The organism is Janibacter sp. GXQ6167 (assembly GCF_041365945.1).
Classification (GTDB): domain Bacteria; phylum Actinomycetota; class Actinomycetes; order Actinomycetales; family Dermatophilaceae; genus JBGFSK01.
In genome coordinates, this window is record NZ_JBGFSK010000007.1 from 23842 (window position 1) to 47504 (window position 23663).

Annotated in this window: 22 protein-coding genes; 19 read left to right on the forward strand and 3 right to left on the reverse strand. The window is 68.8% G+C overall.

Features of this window, described 5'->3' with window-relative positions:
• Positions 1–5 precede the first annotated feature (5 nt).
• From AB8K43_RS11270 to AB8K43_RS11310, 9 genes are all read left to right on the forward strand, one after another.
• Positions 6–308, forward strand: a complete 303-nt coding sequence (locus AB8K43_RS11270) for a glutaredoxin family protein (RefSeq protein WP_370894300.1) — start codon at positions 6–8, stop codon at positions 306–308.
• A 101-nt stretch (positions 309–409) separates the two neighbouring features.
• On the forward strand, positions 410–1129 hold the full coding sequence (locus AB8K43_RS11275; protein ID WP_370894301.1) for a redox-sensing transcriptional repressor Rex: 720 nt from the start codon (positions 410–412) through the stop codon (positions 1127–1129).
• Positions 1126–2394 (forward strand): glutamyl-tRNA reductase, encoded by a 1269-nt coding sequence (locus tag AB8K43_RS11280; protein WP_370894302.1) that lies wholly within the window; start codon positions 1126–1128, stop codon positions 2392–2394. Before AB8K43_RS11275 ends, AB8K43_RS11280 begins: the two co-directional genes overlap by 4 nt.
• Positions 2391–3356, forward strand: a complete 966-nt coding sequence (gene hemC, locus AB8K43_RS11285; RefSeq protein WP_370894303.1) for a hydroxymethylbilane synthase — start codon at positions 2391–2393, stop codon at positions 3354–3356. The genes AB8K43_RS11280 and hemC overlap by 4 nt, the downstream gene beginning before the upstream one ends.
• A complete protein-coding gene (locus AB8K43_RS11290) occupies positions 3353–5023 on the forward strand; it encodes a uroporphyrinogen-III synthase (protein WP_370894304.1) in 1671 nt (556 codons plus the stop codon). Before hemC ends, AB8K43_RS11290 begins: the two co-directional genes overlap by 4 nt.
• Positions 5024–5070: 47 nt before the next feature.
• Complete coding sequence (hemB, locus tag AB8K43_RS11295; RefSeq protein WP_370894458.1) at positions 5071–6051, forward strand: porphobilinogen synthase; 981 nt, start codon at positions 5071–5073, stop codon at positions 6049–6051.
• A gap of 77 nt (positions 6052–6128) precedes the next feature.
• A complete protein-coding gene (locus AB8K43_RS11300) occupies positions 6129–6605 on the forward strand; it encodes a MarR family winged helix-turn-helix transcriptional regulator (RefSeq protein WP_370894305.1) in 477 nt (158 codons plus the stop codon).
• A 39-nt stretch (positions 6606–6644) separates the two neighbouring features.
• The gene (hemL, locus tag AB8K43_RS11305) at positions 6645–7991 is read left to right on the forward strand and encodes a glutamate-1-semialdehyde 2,1-aminomutase (protein ID WP_370894306.1); all 1347 of its coding nucleotides are present in this window, start codon (positions 6645–6647) and stop codon (positions 7989–7991) included.
• 157 nt (positions 7992–8148) lie between these two features.
• A complete protein-coding gene (locus AB8K43_RS11310) occupies positions 8149–9087 on the forward strand; it encodes a hypothetical protein (RefSeq protein ID WP_370894307.1) in 939 nt (312 codons plus the stop codon).
• 65 nt (positions 9088–9152) lie between these two features.
• On the opposite strand, the gene AB8K43_RS11315 is transcribed toward AB8K43_RS11310, so the two are convergent.
• On the reverse strand, positions 9153–9920 hold the full coding sequence (locus tag AB8K43_RS11315) for a hypothetical protein (protein WP_370894308.1): 768 nt from the start codon (positions 9918–9920) through the stop codon (positions 9153–9155).
• Between the two features lie 174 nt (positions 9921–10094).
• Here AB8K43_RS11315 and AB8K43_RS11320 point away from each other — a divergent pair, with 174 nt between their 5' ends.
• The 3 genes from AB8K43_RS11320 to AB8K43_RS11330 are packed head-to-tail and all read left to right on the forward strand — an operon-like array spanning position 10095 to position 13524.
• Positions 10095–10778, forward strand: a complete 684-nt coding sequence (locus AB8K43_RS11320) for a succinate dehydrogenase cytochrome b subunit (protein ID WP_370894309.1) — start codon at positions 10095–10097, stop codon at positions 10776–10778.
• A gap of 8 nt (positions 10779–10786) precedes the next feature.
• Complete coding sequence (locus tag AB8K43_RS11325; protein ID WP_370894310.1) at positions 10787–12778, forward strand: fumarate reductase/succinate dehydrogenase flavoprotein subunit; 1992 nt, start codon at positions 10787–10789, stop codon at positions 12776–12778.
• A gap of 2 nt (positions 12779–12780) precedes the next feature.
• Complete coding sequence (locus AB8K43_RS11330) at positions 12781–13524, forward strand: succinate dehydrogenase/fumarate reductase iron-sulfur subunit (RefSeq protein WP_370894311.1); 744 nt, start codon at positions 12781–12783, stop codon at positions 13522–13524.
• Between the two features lie 172 nt (positions 13525–13696).
• On the opposite strand, the gene AB8K43_RS11335 is transcribed toward AB8K43_RS11330, so the two are convergent.
• Complete coding sequence (locus AB8K43_RS11335) at positions 13697–14488, reverse strand: CPBP family intramembrane glutamic endopeptidase (RefSeq protein WP_370894312.1); 792 nt, start codon at positions 14486–14488, stop codon at positions 13697–13699.
• Between the two features lie 108 nt (positions 14489–14596).
• Between AB8K43_RS11335 and AB8K43_RS11340 the strand changes: the two genes are divergently transcribed.
• Positions 14597–14983, forward strand: coding sequence for a hypothetical protein (locus AB8K43_RS11340; RefSeq protein ID WP_370894313.1), 387 nt, complete (start codon positions 14597–14599; stop codon positions 14981–14983).
• A gap of 133 nt (positions 14984–15116) precedes the next feature.
• On the opposite strand, the gene AB8K43_RS11345 is transcribed toward AB8K43_RS11340, so the two are convergent.
• Positions 15117–15749, reverse strand: a complete 633-nt coding sequence (locus AB8K43_RS11345) for a DUF4126 domain-containing protein (protein ID WP_370894314.1) — start codon at positions 15747–15749, stop codon at positions 15117–15119.
• A gap of 165 nt (positions 15750–15914) precedes the next feature.
• Between AB8K43_RS11345 and metG the strand changes: the two genes are divergently transcribed.
• The 6 genes from metG (at position 15915) to AB8K43_RS11375 (ending at position 23659) form a co-directional block, all read left to right on the forward strand.
• The gene (metG, locus tag AB8K43_RS11350; RefSeq protein WP_370894315.1) at positions 15915–17732 is read left to right on the forward strand and encodes a methionine--tRNA ligase; all 1818 of its coding nucleotides are present in this window, start codon (positions 15915–15917) and stop codon (positions 17730–17732) included.
• Positions 17729–18610 carry a TatD family hydrolase gene (locus tag AB8K43_RS11355; RefSeq protein WP_370894316.1) on the forward strand — a complete coding sequence of 294 codons (882 nt, stop codon included), beginning with the start codon at positions 17729–17731 and terminating at the stop codon, positions 18608–18610. Before metG ends, AB8K43_RS11355 begins: the two co-directional genes overlap by 4 nt.
• A 172-nt stretch (positions 18611–18782) precedes the next feature.
• Positions 18783–19934, forward strand: coding sequence for a ubiquitin-like domain-containing protein (locus AB8K43_RS11360; RefSeq protein WP_370894317.1), 1152 nt, complete (start codon positions 18783–18785; stop codon positions 19932–19934).
• Between the two features lie 30 nt (positions 19935–19964).
• On the forward strand, positions 19965–20906 hold the full coding sequence (rsmA, locus tag AB8K43_RS11365) for a 16S rRNA (adenine(1518)-N(6)/adenine(1519)-N(6))-dimethyltransferase RsmA (RefSeq protein ID WP_370894318.1): 942 nt from the start codon (positions 19965–19967) through the stop codon (positions 20904–20906).
• A gap of 9 nt (positions 20907–20915) precedes the next feature.
• Positions 20916–21854, forward strand: coding sequence for a 4-(cytidine 5'-diphospho)-2-C-methyl-D-erythritol kinase (locus AB8K43_RS11370; protein WP_370894319.1), 939 nt, complete (start codon positions 20916–20918; stop codon positions 21852–21854).
• Positions 21854–23659, forward strand: coding sequence for an ABC-F family ATP-binding cassette domain-containing protein (locus tag AB8K43_RS11375; RefSeq protein WP_370894320.1), 1806 nt, complete (start codon positions 21854–21856; stop codon positions 23657–23659). Before AB8K43_RS11370 ends, AB8K43_RS11375 begins: the two co-directional genes overlap by 1 nt.
• The last annotated feature ends 4 nt before the right edge of the window (positions 23660–23663 follow it).

The following is a 23663-nucleotide window of genomic DNA, read 5'->3' on the forward strand; positions in this document are numbered from 1 at the left end:
AGGACGTGGCGGCGTGGAAGCCCGTGGCGCGGGTCAGCATCATCGGCAAACCGGGCTGTCACCTCTGCGATGAGGTGCGCGATGTGGTCGCCGCGGTGGCCACCGACCTCGGCGTGACCTGGGAGGAAGTCTCGATCCTCGATCACGGCGATCTGCTCGATCGCTATGCCGAGCAGATCCCGGTGACCTTCGTCGATGGTCTGCAACATGACTACTGGCGGGTCGACGAAGGGCGCCTGCGGGCGGCCCTGGAAGGGAGTGGGGACGGGCGGACGGAGTCCGGGCCGGGCCGTACGCCGCCGGCATGAGATGACTTTGTGCATTTGTTCACAAGGGCGTAATCTCGGCCTCGCGTGCCCCCGAACTCCTCGTGTCCGAGGAGGCTCGCCGAAAGGAGCCACGGCCGCCAATGAGCGTGACCAGAACCGTCAAGCGCGGGATTCCCGACGCGACGGTCGCCCGGCTCCCCGGGTACCTGAGGGCGCTTAACCAACTCTCTGGCGGTGGCGTGAGCTCCGTGTCATCGGAGGAACTCGCCCGCTTCGCCGGCGTGCGCTCGGCCAAGCTGCGCAAGGACCTTTCCCATCTCGGGTCTTACGGCGTGCGCGGCGTCGGCTACGACGTCGGCCACCTGAGTTACGAGATCTCGCGGGCGCTTGGCCTCACCCACGACTGGCCGGTCGCCATCGTCGGCATGGGTAACCTCGGCCGCGCTCTCGCGTCCTATGGGGGATTTGCGACCAAGGGCTTTACCGTCGTCGCCTTGCTCGACCGCGATCCGCGAGTCGTCGGGGAAACCATCGCTGGGCTGACGGTTTCGCCGATGAGCTCCCTGCCGGACCTCGCGCGCTCCATCTCGATCGGCGTCATCGCCACCCCGTCCGGATCGGCCCAGGATGTGTGCGACCAACTCGTCGCCGCCGGAGTGGGATCGATCCTCAACTTCGCCCCGGAGGTCCTCGACGTGCCGACCGGCGTCGTCGTCCGCAAGGTCGACCTGTCGACCGAGTTGCAGATCCTCGCCTTCCACGAGCAGCGCAAGGCGGCCTCGAATGGGGTGCTCCCGACCGACCTGCCGAGCGAGTTGCTCGGTGAGGACGGCGCGCAGATGATCGGGGTCGCCCGATGAGCCTGCTGGTCTTCGGGCTCTCGCATCGGCGTGCGCCCCTGTCTCTGCTCGAGCGGGCTTCGCTGGACGCCACGAGCCGCGAACTGCTGATCTCAGCCGCCGCGGCGAGCGCGGACATCGCCGAACTCGTCGTCGTCTCGACCTGCAACCGCACCGAGGTCTACGCCGAGGTCACCGCCTTCCACGGGGCGGTCGCGGATCTCACGACAGCCCTGACGCACGCGAGCGGCGTGACCGTCGACGACCTCAAGGACCACCTCGATCTGCACTACGGCGACGCCGCGGTGGGCCACGTCTTTAACGTCGCGGCCGGACTCGACTCCATGGCGGTCGGCGAGGCTCAGATTCTTGGCCAGCTGCGCGATGCCCTCGCGGCTGCGCAAGAAGGGGGCCACGCCGGTCCGGCCCTAAACCATCTGGTCCAGCAGGCCCTGCGGGTCGGCAAGCGGGTCCACTCCGAGACCGGGATCGACGCGGTCTCGCGCTCGCTCGTCGGGGCGGGCCTGGATCGGGCCGAGCGAAGCGTGGGACCGGTGAGCGGTGCCCGGGTGCTCGTGGTCGGTGCCGGGGCGATGAGCGGTCTGGCCGCGACGACCGCCCGCCGCCGAGGCGCTGCCGCCCTGACGATCGTCAACCGCACCTACGCGCGCGCCGAGCACCTAGCCGAGCGGCTCGATGGCGTGCCGCGCCCGATCGAGGAGTTGGACCAGGCACTCGCCGAGGCCGACATCGTGATCTCCTGCACCGGCTCTACCGGCACGGTGATCGACCTCGCCCGGGCCGCGGACGCGCAGGTCTCGCGCGGCGGGAACCCGCAGGTCTACCTCGACCTCGCCCTGCCCCACGACGTGGCCCGCGAAGCCGATGAGATGACCGGCGTCACCGTGATCGGCCTCGCCGAACTCGGCGAGGAACTCGCTGCCGACGGCACGGCCCCGCAGGTCGCTGCCGCTCAAGCTCTCGTCGCCGACGAAGTGGGTCAGCACCTCGCGGCTCGCGCCGCGGACCTCGTGGCCCCCACCGTGCGTGCCCTGCGCGGCGCGGCGACCGATGTGATGAATCGCGAACTCGCTCGGCTGGAGGCCCGCACTCCGGATCTGACCGAGGCCGAACGCGCCGAGGTCCGCCTCGCGATGCACCGCGTCGTCGAAAAGCTCCTCCACACCCCGACCGTGCGGGTGAAGCAGCTCGCGGTCGATGGCCGGATCGGCCACTACGAGGACGCGATCCGCCAACTCTTCGACCTCCACGGGGAGGCACTGTGACCGCCCTTCGGCTCGGCACCCGCCGCAGCGCCCTCGCCACGACGCAGTCCGGTCATGTCGCCGACCTCTTACGCGCCGCGGGACACGAGGTCGAGCTCGTCGAGATCGTGACCGAGGGAGACACCAGCCGGGCCTCGCTCGCGAGCCTCGGGGGGACGGGCGTCTTCGCCAGTGCCCTACGAAACGCCTTGCGCGCCGGAGAGATCGACTTCGCCGTGCACTCCTTAAAGGATCTCCCGACCGCGCCCGAGGAGGGCCTGGTCGTCGCGGCCATCCCTTCGCGAGTCGACCCCCGAGACGCTCTCGTCGCCCGCGACGGACTCTCGCTCGGCGAGCTCCCCGCCGGGTCCGTGATCGGTACCGGTTCGCCGCGGCGCCGCGCCCAACTCGCTGCGCTCGGGCTGGGGCTGGAGTTCCGCGATATCCGCGGCAACATCGGAACCCGCTTGGCGATGGTCGGCGAAGAGGTCGACGCGGTGGTCCTCGCCGCCGCGGGCCTGACCCGTCTTGACCAGCGGGCGGTCATCACCGAACTCCTCGATCCCATCCAGATCCTCCCGGCCCCGGGCCAAGGTGCCCTGGCCGTCGAATGCCGCGCCGACGATGAGGCCATGCTCGCGATCCTGCGCCCGATCGACGACGCCGACACCCGCGCCGCAGTGACGGCCGAGCGTGCTCTCCTCGCACGCCTCGAAGCCGGCTGCGCGGCCCCCGTCGGCACCCTCGCCGAGGTCGTCGAGGGCGATCGCGGCCCGGAGCTCACCCTGCGCGCCGTCGTGGCCGCGGTCGATGGCTCCGGCGAGGTGCGGCGCAGCGCCTCCGGCTCGCCGGGCGATGCGGCCGCCCTGGGCGCCGATCTCGCCGACACCCTTCTTGCCGACGGCGCGAGTGACCTCGCCGCCGTCGGTCCGCAAACCCCTGACGTCCCTGTCCCGCCGACCGCTTCGGAGCGTGCCCTGTGAGCCCCCAGCGCTCGACCACCTCGACCACCTCGACCGACGTCCCCGTCGCGGCTCGACCACCGGCCCGGGTGGCCTTCGTCGGTGCCGGGCCGGGCGATAGCGCCTTGCTCACCCTCGGCGCCGTCGAATGTCTCAAGGTCGCCGAGGCCCTCATCATCGACCAGACGAGTGGGCCAGAACTCGTGCGCGAGTTCCTCCGTGAGGACGTCGAGATCATCGACGCCTCGCACGGCGAGCACGGCCAGCAGCTCACCACCGCCTCGCGCGCCAAGCTCGTCGTGAAGACCGCGAAGGCTCACCGTGATGGTGTCGTGGTGCGCCTCATGGACGGCGATCCGACCACCTTCAACGGGCTAGCGGAAGAGGCGGCGGCGCTGCGCAAGGCGGGCATCCCCTTCGATGTGGTGCCTGGCGTGAGTTCGGCGACGGCCGTCCCGGCCTACGCGGGGGTCCCGCTCACCTCCAGCGCCACCAGCGCAGTCCATGTCGTGAGCGTGACGAGCGGCGTACGCCCCGACCTCACCGGGTCCATCGCCGACGATGTCACGGTCGTCCTCCTTGGCCTGCCCGATGCGCTCGCGGTCGCGCTGGCCGACCTCAAGGACGCCGGTCGCGACGAGCAGACCCCGGTCGCCCTGACCCAGCGCGGGACCACCACCGAGCAGATCACCCGGACGTCCACCCTCGCCGCTGCACCCAAGGCGATGGCGGGCCTGAGCGTCCCGACCCTCGCGGTGGTCGGCCCGACGGTGGATCTGCGAGATCAAGGCCTCTCCTGGTTTGAGACCAAGCCCCTCTTCGGCTGGCGGGTCCTCGTGCCGCGGACCAAGCAGCAATCCGGATCGATGGAGGAGCGACTCTCCTTCTACGGGGCCAGTGCGGAGGTCGTCCCGACGATCAGCGTCGAGCCGCCGCGCACCCCCCAGGCGATGGAGCGCGCCGTCAAGGGTCTGGTCACCGGGCGCTACGAGTGGGTGGGATTCACCTCGGTCAACGCCGTGCGCGCGATCCGCGAACGGTTCGAAGCGATCGGTTTGGACGCCCGCGCCTTCTCCGGGTTGAAGATCGCCGCCGTCGGTGGGGCCACCGCGGCCGCGCTGCACGACTGGGGGATCAACCCCGACCTGGTGCCGGACGGCGAGAAGTCCGCCCGTGGGCTGCTTGAGGTCTGGCCGCCGTATGACGAGGTGCTCGACCCCATCAACCGCGTCTTCCTGCCGCGCGCGGACATCGCGACCGACACGCTCGTCGCGGGCCTGCAGGACATGGGGTGGGAGGTCGACGACGTGACGGCGTACCGGACGGTGCGGGCTGCGCCGCCTCCCGCGCCCGTGCGCGAAGCGATCAAGGGCGGCGCCTTTGACGCGGTCGTCTTCACCTCTTCCTCCACGGTCCGCAATCTCGTCGGCATCGCCGGCAAGCCGCATCCGTCGACGGTGATCGCCTGCATCGGCCCGGCCACGGCCAAGACCGCCGAGGAGCAAGGCCTGCGCGTCGATGTGCTGGCCCCAGATGCCTCGGCACACGCGCTGATCGACGCGCTCGCCGAGTTCGGTCGGGGAATGGCCGAGGACGCCGAGGCCAACGGCCTGCCGGTCACCCGGCCGAGCGCCAAGCGGAAGAAGGCCGCGGGACGCAAAACCGCCCGCACCACGGTGAAGGGGTGACCCGCCACCTGGACGGCGCGGCCGCGGAGGAGCCCGCCGGGCCGATCATGCGCCCGCGACGGCTCCGGCAAAACACGGCCGTGCGCCGACTCGTCGCCGAGACCCGACTGCATCCCGCCGAGCTGGTGCTCCCCGCCTTCGTGCGCGAGGGGATCGACGAGCCGCGCGAGATCTCCAGCATGCCCGGGGTGTACCAGCACACCCTCCCTTCGCTCGTCGAACTCGCCGAGCGGGCCGCCGATGCCGGCCTTGGCGGGATCATGCTCTTTGGCGTCCCCGCCACCAAGGACGCGCGGGGGTCGGGCGCCGATGATCCGGACGGGATCCTCAATGTCGCGACCCGGGCGGTCGTCGAGGCCGTCGGAGATCGCCTGGTCGTGATGACCGATCTCTGCCTCGATGAGTTCACCGATCACGGGCACTGCGGCGTCCTCGCCGACGATGGCCGCGGCGGCGTGGTGGTCGATAACGACGCGGCGCTCGAGCGGTACGCCGATATGGCGATCGCTCAGGCCCACGCCGGTTCGGCGGTCCTCGGGCTCTCCGGGATGATGGACGGGCAGGTCGGCTTCGTGCGCGGCGCGCTCGATGCCGAGGGATTCACCGACACGATCCTGCTCGCCTACGCAGCGAAGTACACCTCCGCGCTGTACGGCCCCTTCCGCGAGGCGGTCCAGTCCTCGCTCACCGGCGACCGCGCGACGTACCAGCAAGACCCGGCCAATGCGCTTGAGTCCCTGCGTGAGATCGAGCTCGACCTGGCCGAAGGGGCCGACATCGTGATGGTCAAGCCCGCGCAGCCGCACCTCGACATCGTCGCGGCGGCGGCCGAACTGTCCTCGGTGCCCGTCGCGGCCTATCAGATCTCGGGCGAGTACGCCCAGATCGTGGCCGCAGCCGAGCGCGGCTGGATCGAGCGCGATCGCACCGTCCTGGAATCCCTGATGCACATCCGTCGCGCGGGAGCCTCGATCATCCTCAGCTATTTCGCACTCGACGTCGCCGAGCGGCTCCTCTCCGAGCAGTAGGCGCACGCCCTTCGCCAGCCCGAATATCCGCAGGGGTCGGAAGGGGTGTCGGTACGGGCTGCGATAATGGAGGCATTGTGAAAGAACCCAGCTGGTTATCGGATCGTCAGCAGGTCGCGTGGCGGGCCTATCTGCGCGCGACTCGGCTGCTCGAGCAGCGGCTCGATAGCGACCTGCGCCCGTATGGGATCCAACTGACCGAGTACGAGCTGATCTCGCTCCTTAGTGACGCGCCCGAGCAGCGGCTGCGGATGGCCGTCCTCGCTGACCAAACCGTCCAGTCGCGGAGTCGGGTCACCCATACCGCCAAGCGACTCGAAGAACGCGGGTGGGTCCGTCGCGAGCGCTGCCCCTCTGTCGACGGTCGCGGGGTCGAACTCGTCCTCACCCCCGCCGGCCGCGCCGCGGTCGAGGAGATTGCCCCGGTCCACGTCGCGTCCGTGCGGGCCTATCTCGTGGACCTGCTGAGTTCCGATGAACTCGATGCGCTCGGCGATGCGATGGCCACCGTGCGCGATGGCCTCGATGGTCTCGACGGGCACGCTCGGGAGTAGGGCGCGCCCGCCGTCGGTCGGACTGAGAGGATGGGCGGCATGTCTGCCCCCTTCGATGAGACCGCCGTCCCTTCGTCCGCCGCCCTCTTTGAGCGCGGCCGCCGCGTCACTCCCGGCGGGGTCAACTCGCCCGTCCGCGCCTTCCGCGGGGTCGGCGGCACGCCCCGGTTCATGGCCTCGGGGAAGGGGGCGTGGCTCACCGACGTCGACGGCAATCGCTATGTCGACCTGATCTGCTCCTGGGGGCCGATGATCCTTGGGCACGCGCACCCGGACGTCCTCTCGGCCGTGACCGATGCCGCCGGGCGGGGCTTCTCCTTCGGCACGCCGAGCGAGAACGAGGTCGCGCTCGTCGAGGAGATCGTCGCGCGCGTCGAGCCGGTCGAGCAGGCACGGCTCGTCAGCAGCGGCACCGAGGCGACGATGAGCGCCCTTCGGCTCGCTCGTGGGTACACCGGCCGCTCGGTCGTGGTGAAGTTTGCCGGTTGCTATCACGGGCACGTCGACGCCCTGTTGGCGCAGGCGGGTTCGGGGGTCGCGACCTTCGCGCTGCCGGACTCGGCCGGTGTCCCGGCGTCAGCCGCGGGCGAGACCGTGGTGGTGCCATACAACGACCTCGCGGCGGTCGAGGCCGTCTTTGCCGAGCGCGGATCCGAGATCGCCGCGGTTATCACCGAAGCCAGCCCGGGCAATATGGGCGTTGTCCCTCCGGCGCCGGGCTTCACCGAGGGCCTTCGACGGGTGACCGCCGAGCACGGTGCGCTGCTCATCACCGATGAGGTCATGACGGGCTTTCGGTGTAGCCGGGCCGGGTGGTACGGACTCGAGACCGGCGAGTCCGGTGCGCACCCGGGTGGCTACGCCGGGGGAGCGCCGGACCTCTTCACCTTCGGCAAGGTGATGGGCGGTGGGTTCCCGGCAGCGGCCTTCGGTGGGCGTGCGGAGATCATGGGGTACCTCGCGCCGGACGGCCCGGTGTACCAGGCCGGGACCCTCTCGGGGAACCCGGTCGCGACGGCGGCGGGCCTTGCCACCCTGAGGGGCTGCACCGATGAGGTGTACGCGCACCTGGACTCGGCGGCGCACACGATCGCCGCAGCTGCGAGCGAGGCCCTGGCCGCCGAAGGGGTGGCGCACACCGTGCAGTGGGCGGGCTCGATGTTCTCGATCTTCTTCCGCGAGGGCGCAGTGGCGAACTACGACGACGCGCGCGACCAGGACACCGCCGCCTTCGGCCGCTTCTTCCACGCGATGCTCGACGGGGGCGTGCACCTGCCGCCGAGCGCCTTCGAGTCCTGGTTCCTCTCGGACGCTCACGACGACGAGGCCATCGACGCAGTCCTCGCGGCCCTGCCCGCAGCCGCCAAAGCCGCCGCCTCCTCGTAACCCCCTTCCCTCTCCCTTCCTGACTTTGCTTAAGCACGTCCTCGTTGCTCACCCTCGAGGCTGAGCATCGAGGCGCTGCTTAAGCAAAGTCGGGACCGACAGGGGACGGTGTGGATAACTCGGGCGCCCTCAGCGGGCCGTCGGTCACCCTGGAGCGATGGAACTCGACCTCGGCCCCCTTCGCTCGCGGCTCACCTTCAGCGCCGATGAGGCTCGCTCGCTTGACCTCGGTCGAGAGGCCCTGCGCGAACTCACGACGAAGGGGGTGATCCGTCGCCTCAGTCGCGGTTGGTACACCGCGCGCCCGATCGGGACCCCGGAGGAGGAGCATCGCCTCCGCGTCGCGGCGGTCGTGCGCGGTTTCGGCGAAGGGGTGGCCGCGAGCCACCACTCGATGCTGCTCCTGGTCGGCCTGCCGGTTGTCAGGGCCGACCTCGACACCGTCTTTTTGACCCGCACGGACACTGCTCATGGCCGCAGCGGACCAGGCGTGCACGTCGTGCGCAAGGCCGGCTCGGTCGAGGCGCACTCGCCCGAGGACGGAACTGCCCCGATTCCTCACGTGGATCCGGCGACCGCCATCGTCCAAGCGGGACTGCGAGCCGGGCTGGACACGGCCGTCGTCGCCGCCGATGCCGCCCTGCGAGCCAAGATGTGTACTCGGCTTCAGATCGATGACGCGCTCGATGCCCACTCACGATGCCGCGGCCACGCCTCCCTTCGTCCGCTGGCGACGAGGATCGATCCGCGCCGCGAGTCGCCGGGTGAATCGTTGTGCGCTGGCGTGATGACCCGGGCCGGTTACGCCTTCACGCCGCAGGTCGAGATCCGGTGCGGGATCGAGCTCTATCGGGTCGACTTCCTCCTGGACGCCCTGCCCGTCATCGTCGAGTTCGATGGGATGGCGAAGTACGGCGACGATCTTCGCAACCTCCGAGAGGAGAAGCGCCGCGAGGACAACTTGAGGGCCCTCGGGTACGAGATCGTACGGCTCACCTGGACCGACCTCTTCGCGCCGGAGCGCTTCCTGCAGCGCCTCGCCGCCGCGGTCGCCCGAGCGACCGCGAGGCGCGCCCCCTTCGACGCACCTGCTTAAGCAGCGCCTCATTGCTCAGCCTCCAGGGTGAGCAACGAGGACGTGCTTAAGCAAAGACAGGACGGTTAGGGGTGGGTGAGGTAGATGGCGTAGGTGAGGTCGCGTCCCTCTCGGGTGACCGGCAAGAGGATTTCTTCGGTGCGCGCGAGGGATCGGAGCCGGTCGAGGATATCGGGCTCGCGCTGAGCCGCCCAGATCGCGAGGGCCCCTCCCGGTCGGACGTGCGCGAGGGCGGACCGAAGGGCCTCAGTGCGATAGAGGCCGGCGTTGGTTTCGTGCACGAGGAAGCCGGGGCCGTTGTCGACATCGAGGAGCACCAGATCCCACGGCCCGGTCGGTGCGGACGAAGGGGGGATCGCTCCGGCTGGCTGCGCTGGGCTAAAGGCCGCGCCGGCCTGAGGCGATGATCCGCCGAGGACCGCCGCGATGTCCGCGGCGTGGAGGTGAGCGCGGGGATGGCGGGCGATCATGCCGAGCGTGGGGGTGAGGCCGAGGCGGGCCCAGGCGATCAGGTCCTCTTCGAGCTCGACCACATCGAGGTGCCTTACCCGGCGATCTTTCAGCACCGACCATGCCGTGAACCCGAGGCCGAGCCCGCCAATTAGGACCCGCTCGGGCGCCTCGACCTCAGCGAGGCAGAGTTCCGCCAGGGCGACCTCGGTCGAGGTGTCCCGGCTATCCATGGCGAAGACGCCCGCGACGATGAGCTCGTGAGCGACCTGCTCGCCGCCATCGGTCCCATCGCTGATCACGCGCTCCCGGAGCGCGATCTCCCCGCGAGGGGTGTTCGCTCGCACCACGGTCGTGAGATCTGGGCCGGGAAGGGAGGACATCGCTCGATTATCCCCGACGGCGACGATTTACCAGCAGTAAATGTTGACTATTACAGTGCCGTAACCCCTTGACCGAAATCGGCCTGGTGAGGGCATCCTCACCGCCGAAGGGTTGCGGCGAGGCGGTACGTTGACCAGGTGGCTACTACGACTCTCCCCGCAAAGAAGAAGGGAGTGACGTCGTCCTCTATCGGGCTGAAGATCCTGATGGCGGTCACGGGCATCCTCTTCGTCCTGTTCGTGCTTGCGCACATGTACGGCAACTTGAAGGTCCTCGCTGGTGAAGAGGCGTTCAACACCTACGCCCACCACCTGCGCACCTTCGGCGAGCCGATGCTCCCGTACGAGGGCCTGCTGTGGGGCCTGCGCATCGTCTTGATCCTTGCCCTCATCGGGCACGCTTACTCCGCGTTCACGCTGTGGAGCCGCGCCCAGGGCGCGCGCAGCCAGAAGTACGCGGTGAAGAAGGCGATCGGCTCGACCCTGGCGTCGCGCACGATGCGCTGGGGTGGCGTCGCGCTGCTCCTCTTCCTCATCTTCCACCTCATCCACTTCACGATCGTCAAGCCGTCGGTGAACTCGAACTACCCGGCCGACCAGATCGCGGGCAACCCCTTCCTGATGGTCGTGGGCAGCTTTGAACTCTGGTGGATGGTGCTCCTCTACGCCCTCGCCATGGTGGCCCTTGGCATGCACCTCTACCACGGTGTGTGGAGCGCCTCCCAGACTCTCGGATGGACGAGCAGCGCCAAGTCCCGTGGCGTCGCGAAGACGACCGCCCACGTGGTCGCCGCGGTCGTCGTGGTGGGCTTCTTGATCCCGCCGTTTGCCATCCTCTTTGGAATCGTGAAGGGCTGAAACCAGACATGACTGACACGCTGATCGACGGCTTCTACCGCGAGGGTGAGCCGATCGCCGACACCAAGGCGCCCAATGTCGACATCTCCCAGATGTGGACCCAGCACAAGTTCGACAACCGCCTGGTCAACCCGGCGAACCGGCGCAAGCTCTCGGTGATCATCGTCGGCACCGGTCTCGCCGGCGCCTCGGCGGCCGCGACCATGGGCGAGGCTGGCTACAACGTCAAGGCCTTCTTCTACCAAGACTCCGCCCGCCGCGCGCACTCGATCGCCGCGCAGGGTGGCATCAACGCCGCGAAGAACTACAACGACGACGGTGACTCGACCTACCGCCTCTTCTACGACACGGTCAAGGGCGGTGACTACCGCAGCCGTGAGACCAACGTCTACCGCCTGGCCGAGGTGAGCACCAACATCATCGACCAGTGCGTGGCGCAGGGTGTCCCCTTCGCTCGTGAGTACGGCGGCCTGCTCGACAACCGCTCCTTCGGTGGTGTCCAGGTCGCGCGGACCTTCTACGCGGCCGGTCAGACCGGTCAGCAGTTGTTGATCGGCGCCTACCAGGCCATGGAGCGTCAGGTCGGTGCCGGCACCGTCGAGGAGTTCCGCCGCCACGAGATGCTCGAGGTGATCGTCGCCGACGGTCGCGCGCGCGGGATCATCGCCCGCGACATGGTGACCGGCGAGATCGAGACCCACCTCGCCGATGTCGTCGTGCTCGCGACCGGTGGCTACGGCAACGTCTTCTTCCTCTCCACCAACGCGATGGGGTGCAATGTCACCGCCGCGTGGCGCGCGCACCGCAAGGGCGCCTACTTCGGCAACCCCTGCTACACCCAGATCCACCCGACGTGCATCCCGGTCCACGGCGAGACGCAGTCCAAGCTCACCCTGATGAGCGAGTCGCTGCGTAACGACGGCCGCATCTGGGTCCCGAAGAAGGCCGAGGACGCCGAGAAGGACCCGCGCGAGATTGCCGAAGAGGACCGCGACTACTACCTGGAGCGGATCTACCCCGCCTTCGGCAACCTCGTTCCGCGTGACATTGCCTCGCGCCAGGCGAAGAACATGTGCGACGAAGGGCGCGGCGTCGGCCCGAAGATCACCGAGGTCGCACCCGACGGCAGCAAGCGTGAAGTGAGCCGCGGCGTCTACCTGGACTTCGCGGACGCGATCAAGCGCCTCGGCCGTCCGGCGATTCAGGCCAAGTACGGCAACCTCTTCGACATGTACGAGCGCATCACGGGGGAGAACCCCTACGAGGTGCCCATGCGCATCTACCCGGCGGTGCACTACACGATGGGTGGCCTCTGGGTTGACTACAACCTGGAGACCAACATCCCGGGTCTCTACGCGGTGGGGGAGGCGAACTTCTCCGACCACGGCGCGAACCGGCTCGGCGCGAGCTCGCTCATGCAGTGCCTCGCCGACGGGTACTTCGTCCTGCCCAACACCATCCGCGACTACCTCGCGGACGGCCCCTTCGAGGCCATCGACGAATCCCACCCGGACGTCGTCGCCGCGCAAGAGCAGGTCGTCGATCGGATCGACACCCTGCTCGGCATCAACGGCACCCGCTCGGTCGACTCCTTCCACAAGGCCCTCGGCCAGATCATGTGGGAGTACTGCGGCATGGAGCGCAACGAGGAGGGTCTGAAGAAGGCCATCGGCATGATCCGCGAGCTCAAGGAAGAGTTCTGGAGCAATGTCCGAGTGCTCGGCGAGAAGGACACCCTGAACCAGTCCCTCGAGAAGGCCGGTCGCGTGGCCGACTTCTTCGAGCTGGGTGAACTCATGTGCATCGACGCGCTCCACCGGCGCGAGTCCTGCGGCGGCCACTTCCGGTCCGAATCGCAGACCGAAGACGGTGAGGCGCTGCGCCACGACGACGAGTTCGCCTACGTGGCGGCGTGGGAGTTCGCCGAGGACGCCCCCGTCCTGCACAAGGAAGACCTGAACTACAAGTTCATCGAGCTGAAGCAGCGGAGCTACAAGTGAGCATGAATCTGACCCTGAAGATCTGGCGCCAGGCCGGACCCGACGCGGCGGGTGCTCTCGCCACCTACAAGCTCTCCGGGGTCTCGGGGGATATGTCCTTCCTCGAGATGCTGGACCTGCTGAACGAGCAGTTGATCGAAGAGGGGACCGAGCCGGTCGCCTTCGACTCGGACTGTCGCGAGGGCATCTGCGGCATGTGCGGTCTGATGATTTCCGGCGTCGCGCACGGCCCGGAGGTCACCACGACCTGCCAGTTGCACATGCGGACCTTCAACGATGGTGACGAGATCACGATCGAGCCGTGGCGGGCCAACGCCTTCCCGGTGATCCGCGACCTCGTCGTCGACCGCAGCAGCTTCGACCGGATCATCCAGGCCGGTGGCTTCATCTCGGTCAACACCGGTGCCGCCCCCGAGGCGCACGCGGTGCCCGTGCCGAAGCCGCACGCTGACCGCGCCTTCGAGGCCGCCAAGTGCATCGGCTGCGGCGCGTGTGTCGCGGCCTGCCCGAACGCCTCGGCGATGCTCTTCATGGGCGCCAAGGTGACCCACCTCGGCGAACTCCCGCAGGGCCAGCCGGAGCGTCCGGCCCGCGTGCTGAAGATGGTCGAGCAGCACGACCACGAGGGCTTCGGCGGGTGCACCAACATCGGGGAGTGCGCCGCGGCGTGCCCCAAGGAGATCCCGCTGGATGTCATCAGCCAGCTCAACAAGGATCTGCGTCAGGCCGCCCGCCACGCCGGCTGAGGCCTCACCGCACGATCAGCCGAAAGCGCCGCCCCCTTCCCACGCTGGAAGGGGGCGGCGCTTTCGCCGCTCCCAGACCCCCTTTGGCCTGACTTTGCTTAAGCAGCGCCTAGGTGCTCATCCTGGTGGGTAAGCACCTAGGCCGTGCTTAAGCAAAGTCAGGGAGGGGCGGTCAGCGCAGCCAGAGCAGGTGGCTCGCGAGAAGGGCGTAACCGACGAAGGCGACGATGTCGAGGACGGTGTGCGCGACGACGAGCGGCTGGACGCGGCGCAGGCGCAGGTAGACGAGGCCAAAGATCACGCCCATCGCGAGATTGCCGATGAACCCGCCGAAGCCTTGGTAGAGGTGGTACCCACCGCGGATCAGCGCCGAGAAGCCGATGATCAGCCACGGTGCCAAGCCCGCCTGCCGCCAGCGGGTGAAGAGGTAGCCGATCATCACGACCTCTTCGAGGATCCCGTTTTGCAGGGCCGCGAGGATCAGGGTCGGGATCGTCCACCAGTGCTCGCCGAGGTTGGCCGCGGCGATGGAGGTGTTGACGCCGATCGCGCGCGCGGCGAAGTACAGGCCCAGCCCGGGGATGCCGACGAGCGCGGCGAGCACTAGCCCCCGAATCAGATCGCCGCCCGGGTGGCGCAGGTCGAAGCCGATCGAGCGTGCCGCTTGCCGAAGGGGGAGCGGGGCCTCTTCGCTGTCGTGGTCGCGGGCGAGCAGGTAGAGAACGAGGGCGACCGGCGCCAGAGCGAGCGTGATCCCGGTCAGCTGGTAGGCCAGGTCAAGCCACGGGCGATCGGGCGTGACCGACGAGTTCATCGCCGTCGTCTGTGACGACAGGGCCTGCTCGGCGGTCAGTTTGCGGATGATCGAGAGCACCGACCAGATCGCCGACGCCCCAAGCGAGACCGCCAAGACGATCCCGGTCTCGACGAGGAGTGCGCGGCGGGAGAGCGGTGGCGCGGACACGCCCTCACCATAGAGCTATCGGCCGAGCGGGATTCGGTGTGCGCTGCCGAAGCTTGCTTTCGTCAAACGACCGTAAACTACCTTTCGAGTACCTCAGACCGGTCGGTGGTGGCCGGTCCGCAGGCGCGGGTCGAGGTCTTCGGCTGGGTGGTCCGGGGCGACGTTGTTCGTTTCGTCATCGAGTGGTTCGCTGCGCCGGTTGCCAACCATGACTTCGATCTGGATCTGACGGGTTGGGAGCCGGGGTGTGGCGGGTATGAGCGGCAGGCGCAGACCGACTTCCAACCGATGATCCGGGTGGGCGACTCGCCAGTTCCCTACCGCGTGCTTACGGCCAGCGGAGGCACCGATGAGGATGGGTTCGCTGAGTACCAAGCCGTAGCGGAATTGGTCGTGCCCAGCCATGGGGAGCGGATGGTCCTGTCCTTGGTATGGCCCCTCTTCGACCTCGCGGCTGAGCGCGCCGTTGAGCTTGCTGCTCTACGCGGCGGATGAGGCGTCCCCGGGGTCACACCAGGTGGTTCAACCCGAGGAGGTGAGGTCGGATCGGCGTCCGCACGGGGCCGACACGGATGAGAGCCGCTCCTTCGAACCGTGCGGACTCGACGGTATGGACGTTTTGCCTGGTCTATCGGGGGAGGTCTCGGTCGAGCCACGCGGTGTCGGTGCTGGGAGCGCCCGCGAGGCGGCGCCGGCGACGTCGACGCAGGGCCGCCCAGATCCCGAACCATGCCCACACGAGCAGGATCAGCACGCCGATCACGAGCACCGGCAGCAAGATCGCGATGAAGGACAGCACGACCGAGGTCCCATCCTCGGCCGTGGACACAACAGCGCCACCAGTACCGAGGGTCGCGGTGTTGATGACCGGGCGGGCCGCCATCTTCGTGCCGTGGACCAACGCTGCAACGACCACGCCAAGCACCACGCCGATCCAGGAGTTCTCCTGCATGAAGGTCGAGGAGTCCAACTGGGCAGCGCTGGCCATCGCCGCGCCCATCAGGCCACCCATCGCCGGGCGCACCGCGGTTTGGATCGCGTCGTTGACCGAGTCGACCGCCGGGATCTTGTCGAGGAAGACCTCCGCGAGCAGGAGCACCGCACCCACACCGATCGCCCACCAAGACTCAATCCAGGAGTAGGACGAAGGGAGGGTCACGAGGTCGGTGAAACGGGCCAGAAGGGCGACGATCAGGAAGGGGATGTAGGCGTTCAAACCCGCGGCGGCGGAAAGGCCCATCCCCGTGAGGGCAGAGATCACGAGCGAACTCCTTATCGGCTCATGGTCGCTCGGCACCGCACGGCCGCCCGATCCACTACGGATCAACGTAGGGCACACGGGGCTTCTTCCAGCGCACGTAACCCCAGCGGGGGCCGGATTCCGGCGAGGTCGGCCCCGTGCCTCTCCCCGCCTAGGATTGGGCCCATGAAGGTCCTCTCCGCTGTCGCCTGGCCGTATGCCAACGGTCCGCGCCATCTCGGCCATGTCGCCGGGTTTGCCGTGCCCTCCGATGTCTTTAGCCGCTATATGCGGATGGCCGGGCATGACGTGCTGATGGTGAGCGGCTCGGACGAGCACGGCACCCCGATCCTGGTCCTTGCCGATCAGCAGGGCGTGACGCCCCAGGCGTTGGTGGACAAAAACCACGCGATCATCGCCGCTGAGCTGGCCGACCTCGGCTGCTCCTACGACCTCTACACCCGCACGACCACGGCCAACCACTACGCCGTCGTGCAGGAGATGTTCCGGCAGGTCCACGCCAACGGGTACATGATCGAGCAGACCACCCGCGGCGCGATCAGCCCGTCGACGGGTCGGACCCTGCCCGACCGCTATATCGAGGGCACCTGTCCGATCTGTGGCTACGCCGAGGCGCGCGGTGACCAGTGCGATAACTGCGGCAACCAGCTCGAGCCGACCGACCTGATCGAACCGCACAGCCGGGTCAACGGGGAGACCCCGGAGTTCATCGAGACCCAGCACTTCTTCCTCGACCTGCCCGCGCTCGCCGACGCCCTGCGTGAGTGGCTGGACGGCCGCGAGCAGTCCGGCACCTGGCGTCCGAACGTCATCAAGTTCAGCCTCAACATCCTGGACGAGATCCGCCCGCGCGCGATGTCCCGCGACATCGACTGGGGCATCCCGATCCCGCTCGATGGCTGGGATGACGCGAGCCAGCCGGTCGCGAAGCGCCTTTACGTGTGGTTCGACGCCGTCATCGGCTATCTCTCGGCGTCGATCGAGTGGGCTCGTCGCCTCGGCGACCCCGAGCGCTGGCGCGACTGGTGGAACGACCCCGACGCCCTCTCGTACTACTTCATGGGCAAGGACAACATCACCTTCCACTCCCAGATCTGGCCTGCCGAACTCCTCGCCTACGCGGGGAAGGGGGCGAAGGGGGGCGAGCCCGGCACCTATGGCGTGCTCGACCTCCCGACCGAGGTGGTCTCAAGCGAATACCTCACGATGGAGGGCAAGCAGTTCTCCACTTCGCGAGGCTACGTCGTCTACATCCGCGATGTGCTGGAGCGTTACGGCCCGGACGCGATCCGCTACTACATCTGCGCGGCGGGCCCGGAGAACCAGGACTCGAACTTCACCTGGGCCGACTTCGTCCAGCGCAACAACTCCGAACTCGTCGCCGGCTGGGGCAATCTCGTCAACCGCACCGCCGCGATGATCGCGAAGAACTTCGGCGAGATCCCGCAGCCCGGCGCGCTCGAGCCCGTCGATGAGGCGGTCCGCGAGCGGGTGCTGGCGGCCTTCGACACCGTCGGAGACCTCCTCGCTCGTCAGCGGGTCAAGGCCGCGATCGCCGAGGCGATGCGCACGGTCGGCGAGGTCAACAAGTACGTCACCGACACCGCCCCCTTCCGGTTGAAGGGGGAGGACGAGCGCGAGCGGCTCGCGACGATCCTGCACACCCTGATCCAATGCGTCGCGGACTTGAACCGCATCCTCGCTCCCTTCCTCCCGCACTCGACGAACCGCGTCGATGCCGTGATCGGTGGCGATGGCGACCTGATGCCGATGCCGGTTCTCGAAGAGGTGCACGGGCTGGATGAAGACGCCGAGCACGCCTACCCGATCGTCACCGGCGACTACAGCGCCACGCCCGCGTGGGAGTCGGTGCCGGTCCGAGTGGGCGCGCCGATCGCCAAGCCGACCCCGGTCTTTACCAAGCTCGATGAGTCGGTGATCGAGGAGGAACTCGCCCGGGCCGGGATGGGCGGCGACGCGTGAGCCGGACCGACCGCGGGCGCGGCGCCATCGCCCCTGCGCCCGACCCGCTGCCGGTGCCGGTCGTCGACAATCACACGCACCTCGACATCCGCCGCCACGACCTGCCGGACCCGGCGGGGGAGCACGGCGACGACACCGAGCGGGTGACCCACGCCCTGCGGCAAGCGGGTGCGGTCGGCGTCGACCGGGTCGTCCAGATCGGGTGCGACCTGCCGTCGGCTCGGTGGACCGTCGAACAGATCGATCGGCACGCAGCGATGCTCGGCGGCGTGGCACTGCACCCCAACGAGGCCCCGCGGCTCGCCGCTGCCGGTGAGCTCGACGCCGCCTACGAGGAGATCGAAGCCCTCGCTGCCCACCCGCGCATCCGCGTTATCGGCGAGACGGGCTTGGACTACTACCGGACCGACGAAGGGGGTCGAGCGGCCCAGCACGAGTCCTTCCGCTGGCATATCGATCTCGCGAAGAGGACCGGCAAGGCGCTGCAGATCCACGACCGGGATAGCCACGACGACGTCCTGCGGGTCCTCGCCGAAGAGGGGGCTCCGCCAGTCACCGTGATGCACTGCTTCAGCGGTGACATCGAGATGGCGCGAGAGTGTGTCGAGCGCGGGTACCTGCTCTCCTTCGCCGGGACGGTGACCTTCAAATCGGCCAAGGGCTTGCGCGACGCGCTCGCGATTACCCCGATCGACCAGGTGCTGGTGGAAACCGACGCGCCCTATCTGGCGCCGATGCCCTATCGAGGATCGGCCAATGCGCCCTACCTGATCCCGCTCACCGTCCGTGCGATGGCCGGCGTCCTCGGCGTCTCCGTCCCGACGTTGTGCGTGGCCGTGAGCGCCAATGCAGAGCGTGCCTACGGCCCCTGGATCTAGGAGACGCGTCACGTCGGCGTTACCAAAACTTGACCTTCACCCCCTTCGGCAGGCACCGTAGAGGATCGAAAGGCCAGGGACCGGTGCCCCTGATGCAATTCCCGAGCCACCACGGATCGCTCCGTCTGGCTCGAACCGCCGGTGCCTCGCACAGTCAACCAACGGAGTCCCCTTGCCCTCCTTCCCTGCCCGCCGCGTCGCCCAGGTCAGTGTCGTCGCCGCTCTCGTTGCCGGTGTCTCCGGCGTCGCCCTGCTCGATAAGTCCGTCGCGCTGTCCGTCGACGGCGCCCAGTCGACGAGCCGCGCCTTCGGCGGCACCGTCGGCGACATCCTGGAAAAGGAAGGGGTCAGCCTCGGCGAGCACGACACGGTGAGCCCCTCGGTCGACACCCCCATCGCCGATGGCCAGACGATCGTCGTGCGATACGGCCGCGAGCTGACCGTCACCGTCGATGGCAAGGAGCGGACCTACTGGACGACCGCCGCCAATGTCGGCGATGCGCTCGATGAGCTCAACATCCGCGCCGACGGCGCGCGCCTATCGGCTTCTCGTTCGCAGGCGCTCGGCCGCGAAGGGCTCGAGCTCGACGTGGTCACCCCGAAGGACCTCACCCTCGTCGTCGGCGGGAAGAAGTCGACCGAGACGATGGCCGTCCAGACCGTGCAGGAAGCCCTCGACAAGGCCAAGGTCTCGCCGGACAAGAACGACAAGGTGAGCCCCAAGCCCACCACGGCGGTGACCGACGGGATGAAGATCAGCGTCAAGATCATCGACACCAAGACGGTCAAGAAGAACGAGACGGTGGCCTTTACGACCAAGACCACTACGGACTCGTCGCTGAAGCCCGGCACCACCAAGGTGACCCGCGAGGGCAAGCCCGGCAAGCGCACCATCACCTACCGGGTCACGACGACCGATGGGAAGGCGACCGCCCGCACGAAGGTGAGCGACAAGGTCGTGAACGCCCCGGTCGCCAAGCTCGTCTCGAAGGGCCCGGAGAAGAAGGCGTCGACCCCGGCACCGTCGAACACCTCGAGCGCCCCGCGGAGCTCCGGTAACACCTCGGGCAAGGGTCTGAACCTCGCCAACGCCGCGATGTGGGACCGGATCGCGCAGTGCGAGTCTGGTGGTCGCTGGAATATCAACACCGGCAACGGCTACTACGGCGGTCTGCAGTTCGCTGCGTCCACCTGGACGTCCAATGGTGGTGGCGACTTCGCGCCGCGCGCCGACCTCGCGACCCGCGCCGAGCAGATCACCGTCGCCAACCGCCTCTACGCTCGCGCTGGCCTCCAGCCGTGGGGCTGCCGTCACGCGGCGTGATCCCCGCCCACGCGCACTAAGGTGGCGCCCATGAGCGCCCCGACGACCGGCAGCCCATCCTCACCCGAGGGTGGGCTGCTTGGCGCGAGCCAGATCCGCGAGCTCGCCGACCGCCTGGGGATCCGCCCCACCAAGCAGTGGGGTCAAAACTTCGTCGTCGATGCCAACACCGTGCGCCGGATCGTCCGGGTCGCCGAGGTGACGAACGAGGACCACGTCGTCGAAGTGGGGCCCGGCCTCGGCTCGCTCACCCTCGCGCTCCTCGAGACCGGCGCGGCGGTCACCGCGATCGAGGTCGATCCCGTCTTGGCGCAGGCTCTGCCGGAAACGGTGGAACGCCTTGCGCCCCAGCACGCCGGGCGCCTCACGGTGGTCCACGGCGACGCGCTTGCGGTGACCGACATCGCCGCGGCGGCGCCGGAAGGGGGAGAGCCTCGCCTCCCGACCGCTCTGGTCGCGAACCTCCCGTACAACGTGTCCGTGCCGGTCGTGCTCTCCTTCCTCGAGCACCTGCCGACCATCGAGCGGGTCCTCGTGATGGTCCAGTTGGAGGTCGCCGAACGCCTTGCCGCGAAGCCGGGATCGAAGACCTACGGCGTGCCGAGCGTCAAGGCCGCCTGGTGGTCGAGCGCGCGCCTTGCTGGGCAGGTCTCCCGGAGCATCTTCTGGCCGGTCCCCGGAGTGGATTCGGGCCTGGTCTCGCTCGTGCGCCGAGAGCCGCCAGCGACCACGGCGTCACGTCAGGACGTCTTCGCGTGCGTCGACGCCGCCTTCGCGCAGCGGCGCAAGACGCTGCGCGCGGCGCTGCGCTCCTGGGCCGGCTCGGCCGAGGCCGCCGAGGCGGCCCTGGTGGCCGCCGGAATCGACCCGCGCACTCGCGGTGAGCAGCTCGATGTCGACCAGTTCGCTGCGATCGCCTCGGCGCTCGCCGACACCCGCGCGGATGGCCGCGACGCCGCTGCTCAGGGATAGGGTCGCGCTATGACCTCCCTTCCCGAGACGCCGACCGCCGTCACGGTCCGAGCGCCCGCGAAGGTCAACCTCGAACTCTTCGTCGGCCCCCTTCGCCCGGACGGCTTCCACGCCCTGTCGACGATCTATCAGGCGGTCGGTCTCTACGACGAGGTCACCGTCGCCGAAGCCGACGAGTGGGGCATCGTCGTGCACGGCCGCGACGCCGATCGGGTCCCCGCGGATGAATCCAATCTCGCGATGCGCGCCGCCCGGCTGATCGCCGCGGCCCTTGGTGTGGAGACCCCCCTTCACCTCACGATCGATAAGGAAATCCCCGTCGCCGGCGGGATGGCCGGAGGGTCGGCCGACGCCGCCGCCGCGCTCCTGGCCTGCGAGACGCTCTGGGGTGGGCGGCACACCCGTGAGCAGTTGGACACTCTCGCGGCGACCCTCGGCAGCGACGTCCCCTTCCTGCTCCACGGTGGGACGGCGATCGGTTCGGGCCGCGGCGAGGTGATCACGCCGGTACTGGCGAAGGGGACCTATCACTGGGTCTTTGTCCCCTCCTCGGGCGAGGGGCTCTCGACGCCCTCGGTGTACGGCGCGTTTGATCGCCGCCAGGCCGGGCTCGATCTGCCGGAGCCGGTCCCGAGCCCGGCGATGATGAGTGCCCTGCGCGCCGGCGATCCGGACGCGCTTGCTGCCGTGCTCGCCAACGATCTTCAAGAGGATGCGATTGCTCTGCACCCACCGATCGGTGAAATCCTCCACGCCGCCATGGATTTCGGCGCGCTCGGCGGGCTGGTCTCCGGGTCCGGTCCGACGGTTGCGCTGCTCGCCGACGGACCGGAAGGGGCGATCGACCTCGCGGTGGCGCTGACCGCGTCGGGTGTCGCCGACGATGTCCGGCGAGCTACCGGTCCGGTCCACGGCGCCCACGTCGTCCCCACCCCCCGCCGATCCTGATGGCGAACCTCATCTCGGTCGAGCGCGCCCGCCTCGCGCTCGGCACCAACCAAGTGCTCGACGGCGTCTCCCTCGGCGTCAACGAGGGCGACCGAATCGGCATCGTCGGGCGCAACGGCGGTGGCAAGTCCACGCTCATGCGCGTCCTCGCTGGCGTGCGAGAGATCGACGATGGTCGGGTCACCCGATCCAGCCGGGCGACCGTGGCAATGCTCACCCAGGCCGACACGCTTCCCCCTTCGCACACCGTCGCCCAGGCCGTCCTCGGTGATCGGGCCGAGCACGAGTGGGCATCGGACGCCCGGGTTCGCGACATCCTCGATGGACTCCTCGGGGGGATCGACGCCCGCGCGGTCGGAGGGCTCGACGCGATCGTCGGGCCCATGTCCGGCGGCGAACGCCGGCGGCTTTCCCTCGCGCGCGTGCTCGTTGACGACCCTGACGTCTTGCTCCTCGACGAGCCGACCAACCACCTTGATGTCGAAGGGGTGGCCTGGCTCGCCGAACACCTCGTGCGCCATCGGGCCAGCAAAGACAACGCTCTCCTCACGATCACCCACGACCGGTGGTTCCTCGATGCCGTCGCCGAGCGCACCTGGGAAGTGGTGGACGGCGGGGTCGAGCAGTACGAAGGGGGTTACGCCGCCTACGTCCTCGCCAAAGCCGAGCGGGAGCGGATCGCCCAGGTGACGGCGGAGCGCCGGGACAACCTGCTGCGCAAGGAGCTCGCCTGGCTCCGCCGCGGTGCGCCCGCGCGCACGAGCAAGCCGAAGTTCCGCATCGATGCCGCGACCGCCCTCATCGCCGATGAGCCGCCGCCGCGCGATGAGGTGGAGCTGGTGCGCTTCGCGACCACCCGGCTCGGCAAGGACGTCATCGACCTCCACGACGCTTCGATCGAACTCGGTGGCCGGAAGCTCTTGGACCGGGTCACCTGGCAACTCGCGCCGGGCGACCGCTACGGCATCGTCGGAGTAAACGGCGCCGGTAAGTCCACCCTGCTCCGGGCCCTCGCAGGGGAGATCCCCCTGACCTCGGGCAAACGCAAGCAGGGCATCACCGTCCAGATCGCCCACCTCACCCAGGACGTCAGTGAACTGGAGGCCCTCGCCGAGCGCCGGGTCATCGATGCCGTCGAGATGGTCCGCAAGGTGACGACCCTCGGGAAGAAGGAGGTCACGGCCTCCCAACTCGCCAAGCGCCTCGGGTTCACCGGAGGGCGCCAGCAAAGCCGGGTGGGCGACCTCTCGGGTGGCGAGCGCCGCCGCCTGCAGATCCTGCGCCTGCTGATGGCCGAGCCCAACGTGCTAATCCTCGACGAGCCGACCAACGACCTCGACATCGAAACCCTGACCCAACTCGAGGATGTCCTCGATGGGTGGGCCGGGACGCTGCTCGTGGTGAGCCATGACCGCTACCTCCTGGAGCGGCTCTGCGATCGCCAGGTGGCCCTCCTCGGGGATGGCAAGGTCCGCGACCTGCCGGGTGGCGTTGAGGAATACCTCCGACTGCGCACGCGGGCGCTCGCGAGCGATACCGCCCCGGTGACCCGCGAAGCGGCACCCCCTTCGGCCGAGGGACCGACCCCAGCGGAGCAGCGCGAGGCCCGTAAGACAATGGCGCGGGTCGAGAAGCAACTTGCCAAACTCACCACCCGCGAGGACAAGATCCACCAGGCGATGGCGGAAGCGGCGGATGACCATGCCCGGGCGCTCGCGCTCAATGGCGAGTTGCGTGAGGTCGTCGACGAGCGCGAGGCCCTTGAGTTGGAGTGGCTCGAGGCGGCCGACGTCCTCGACGACTAGGCGC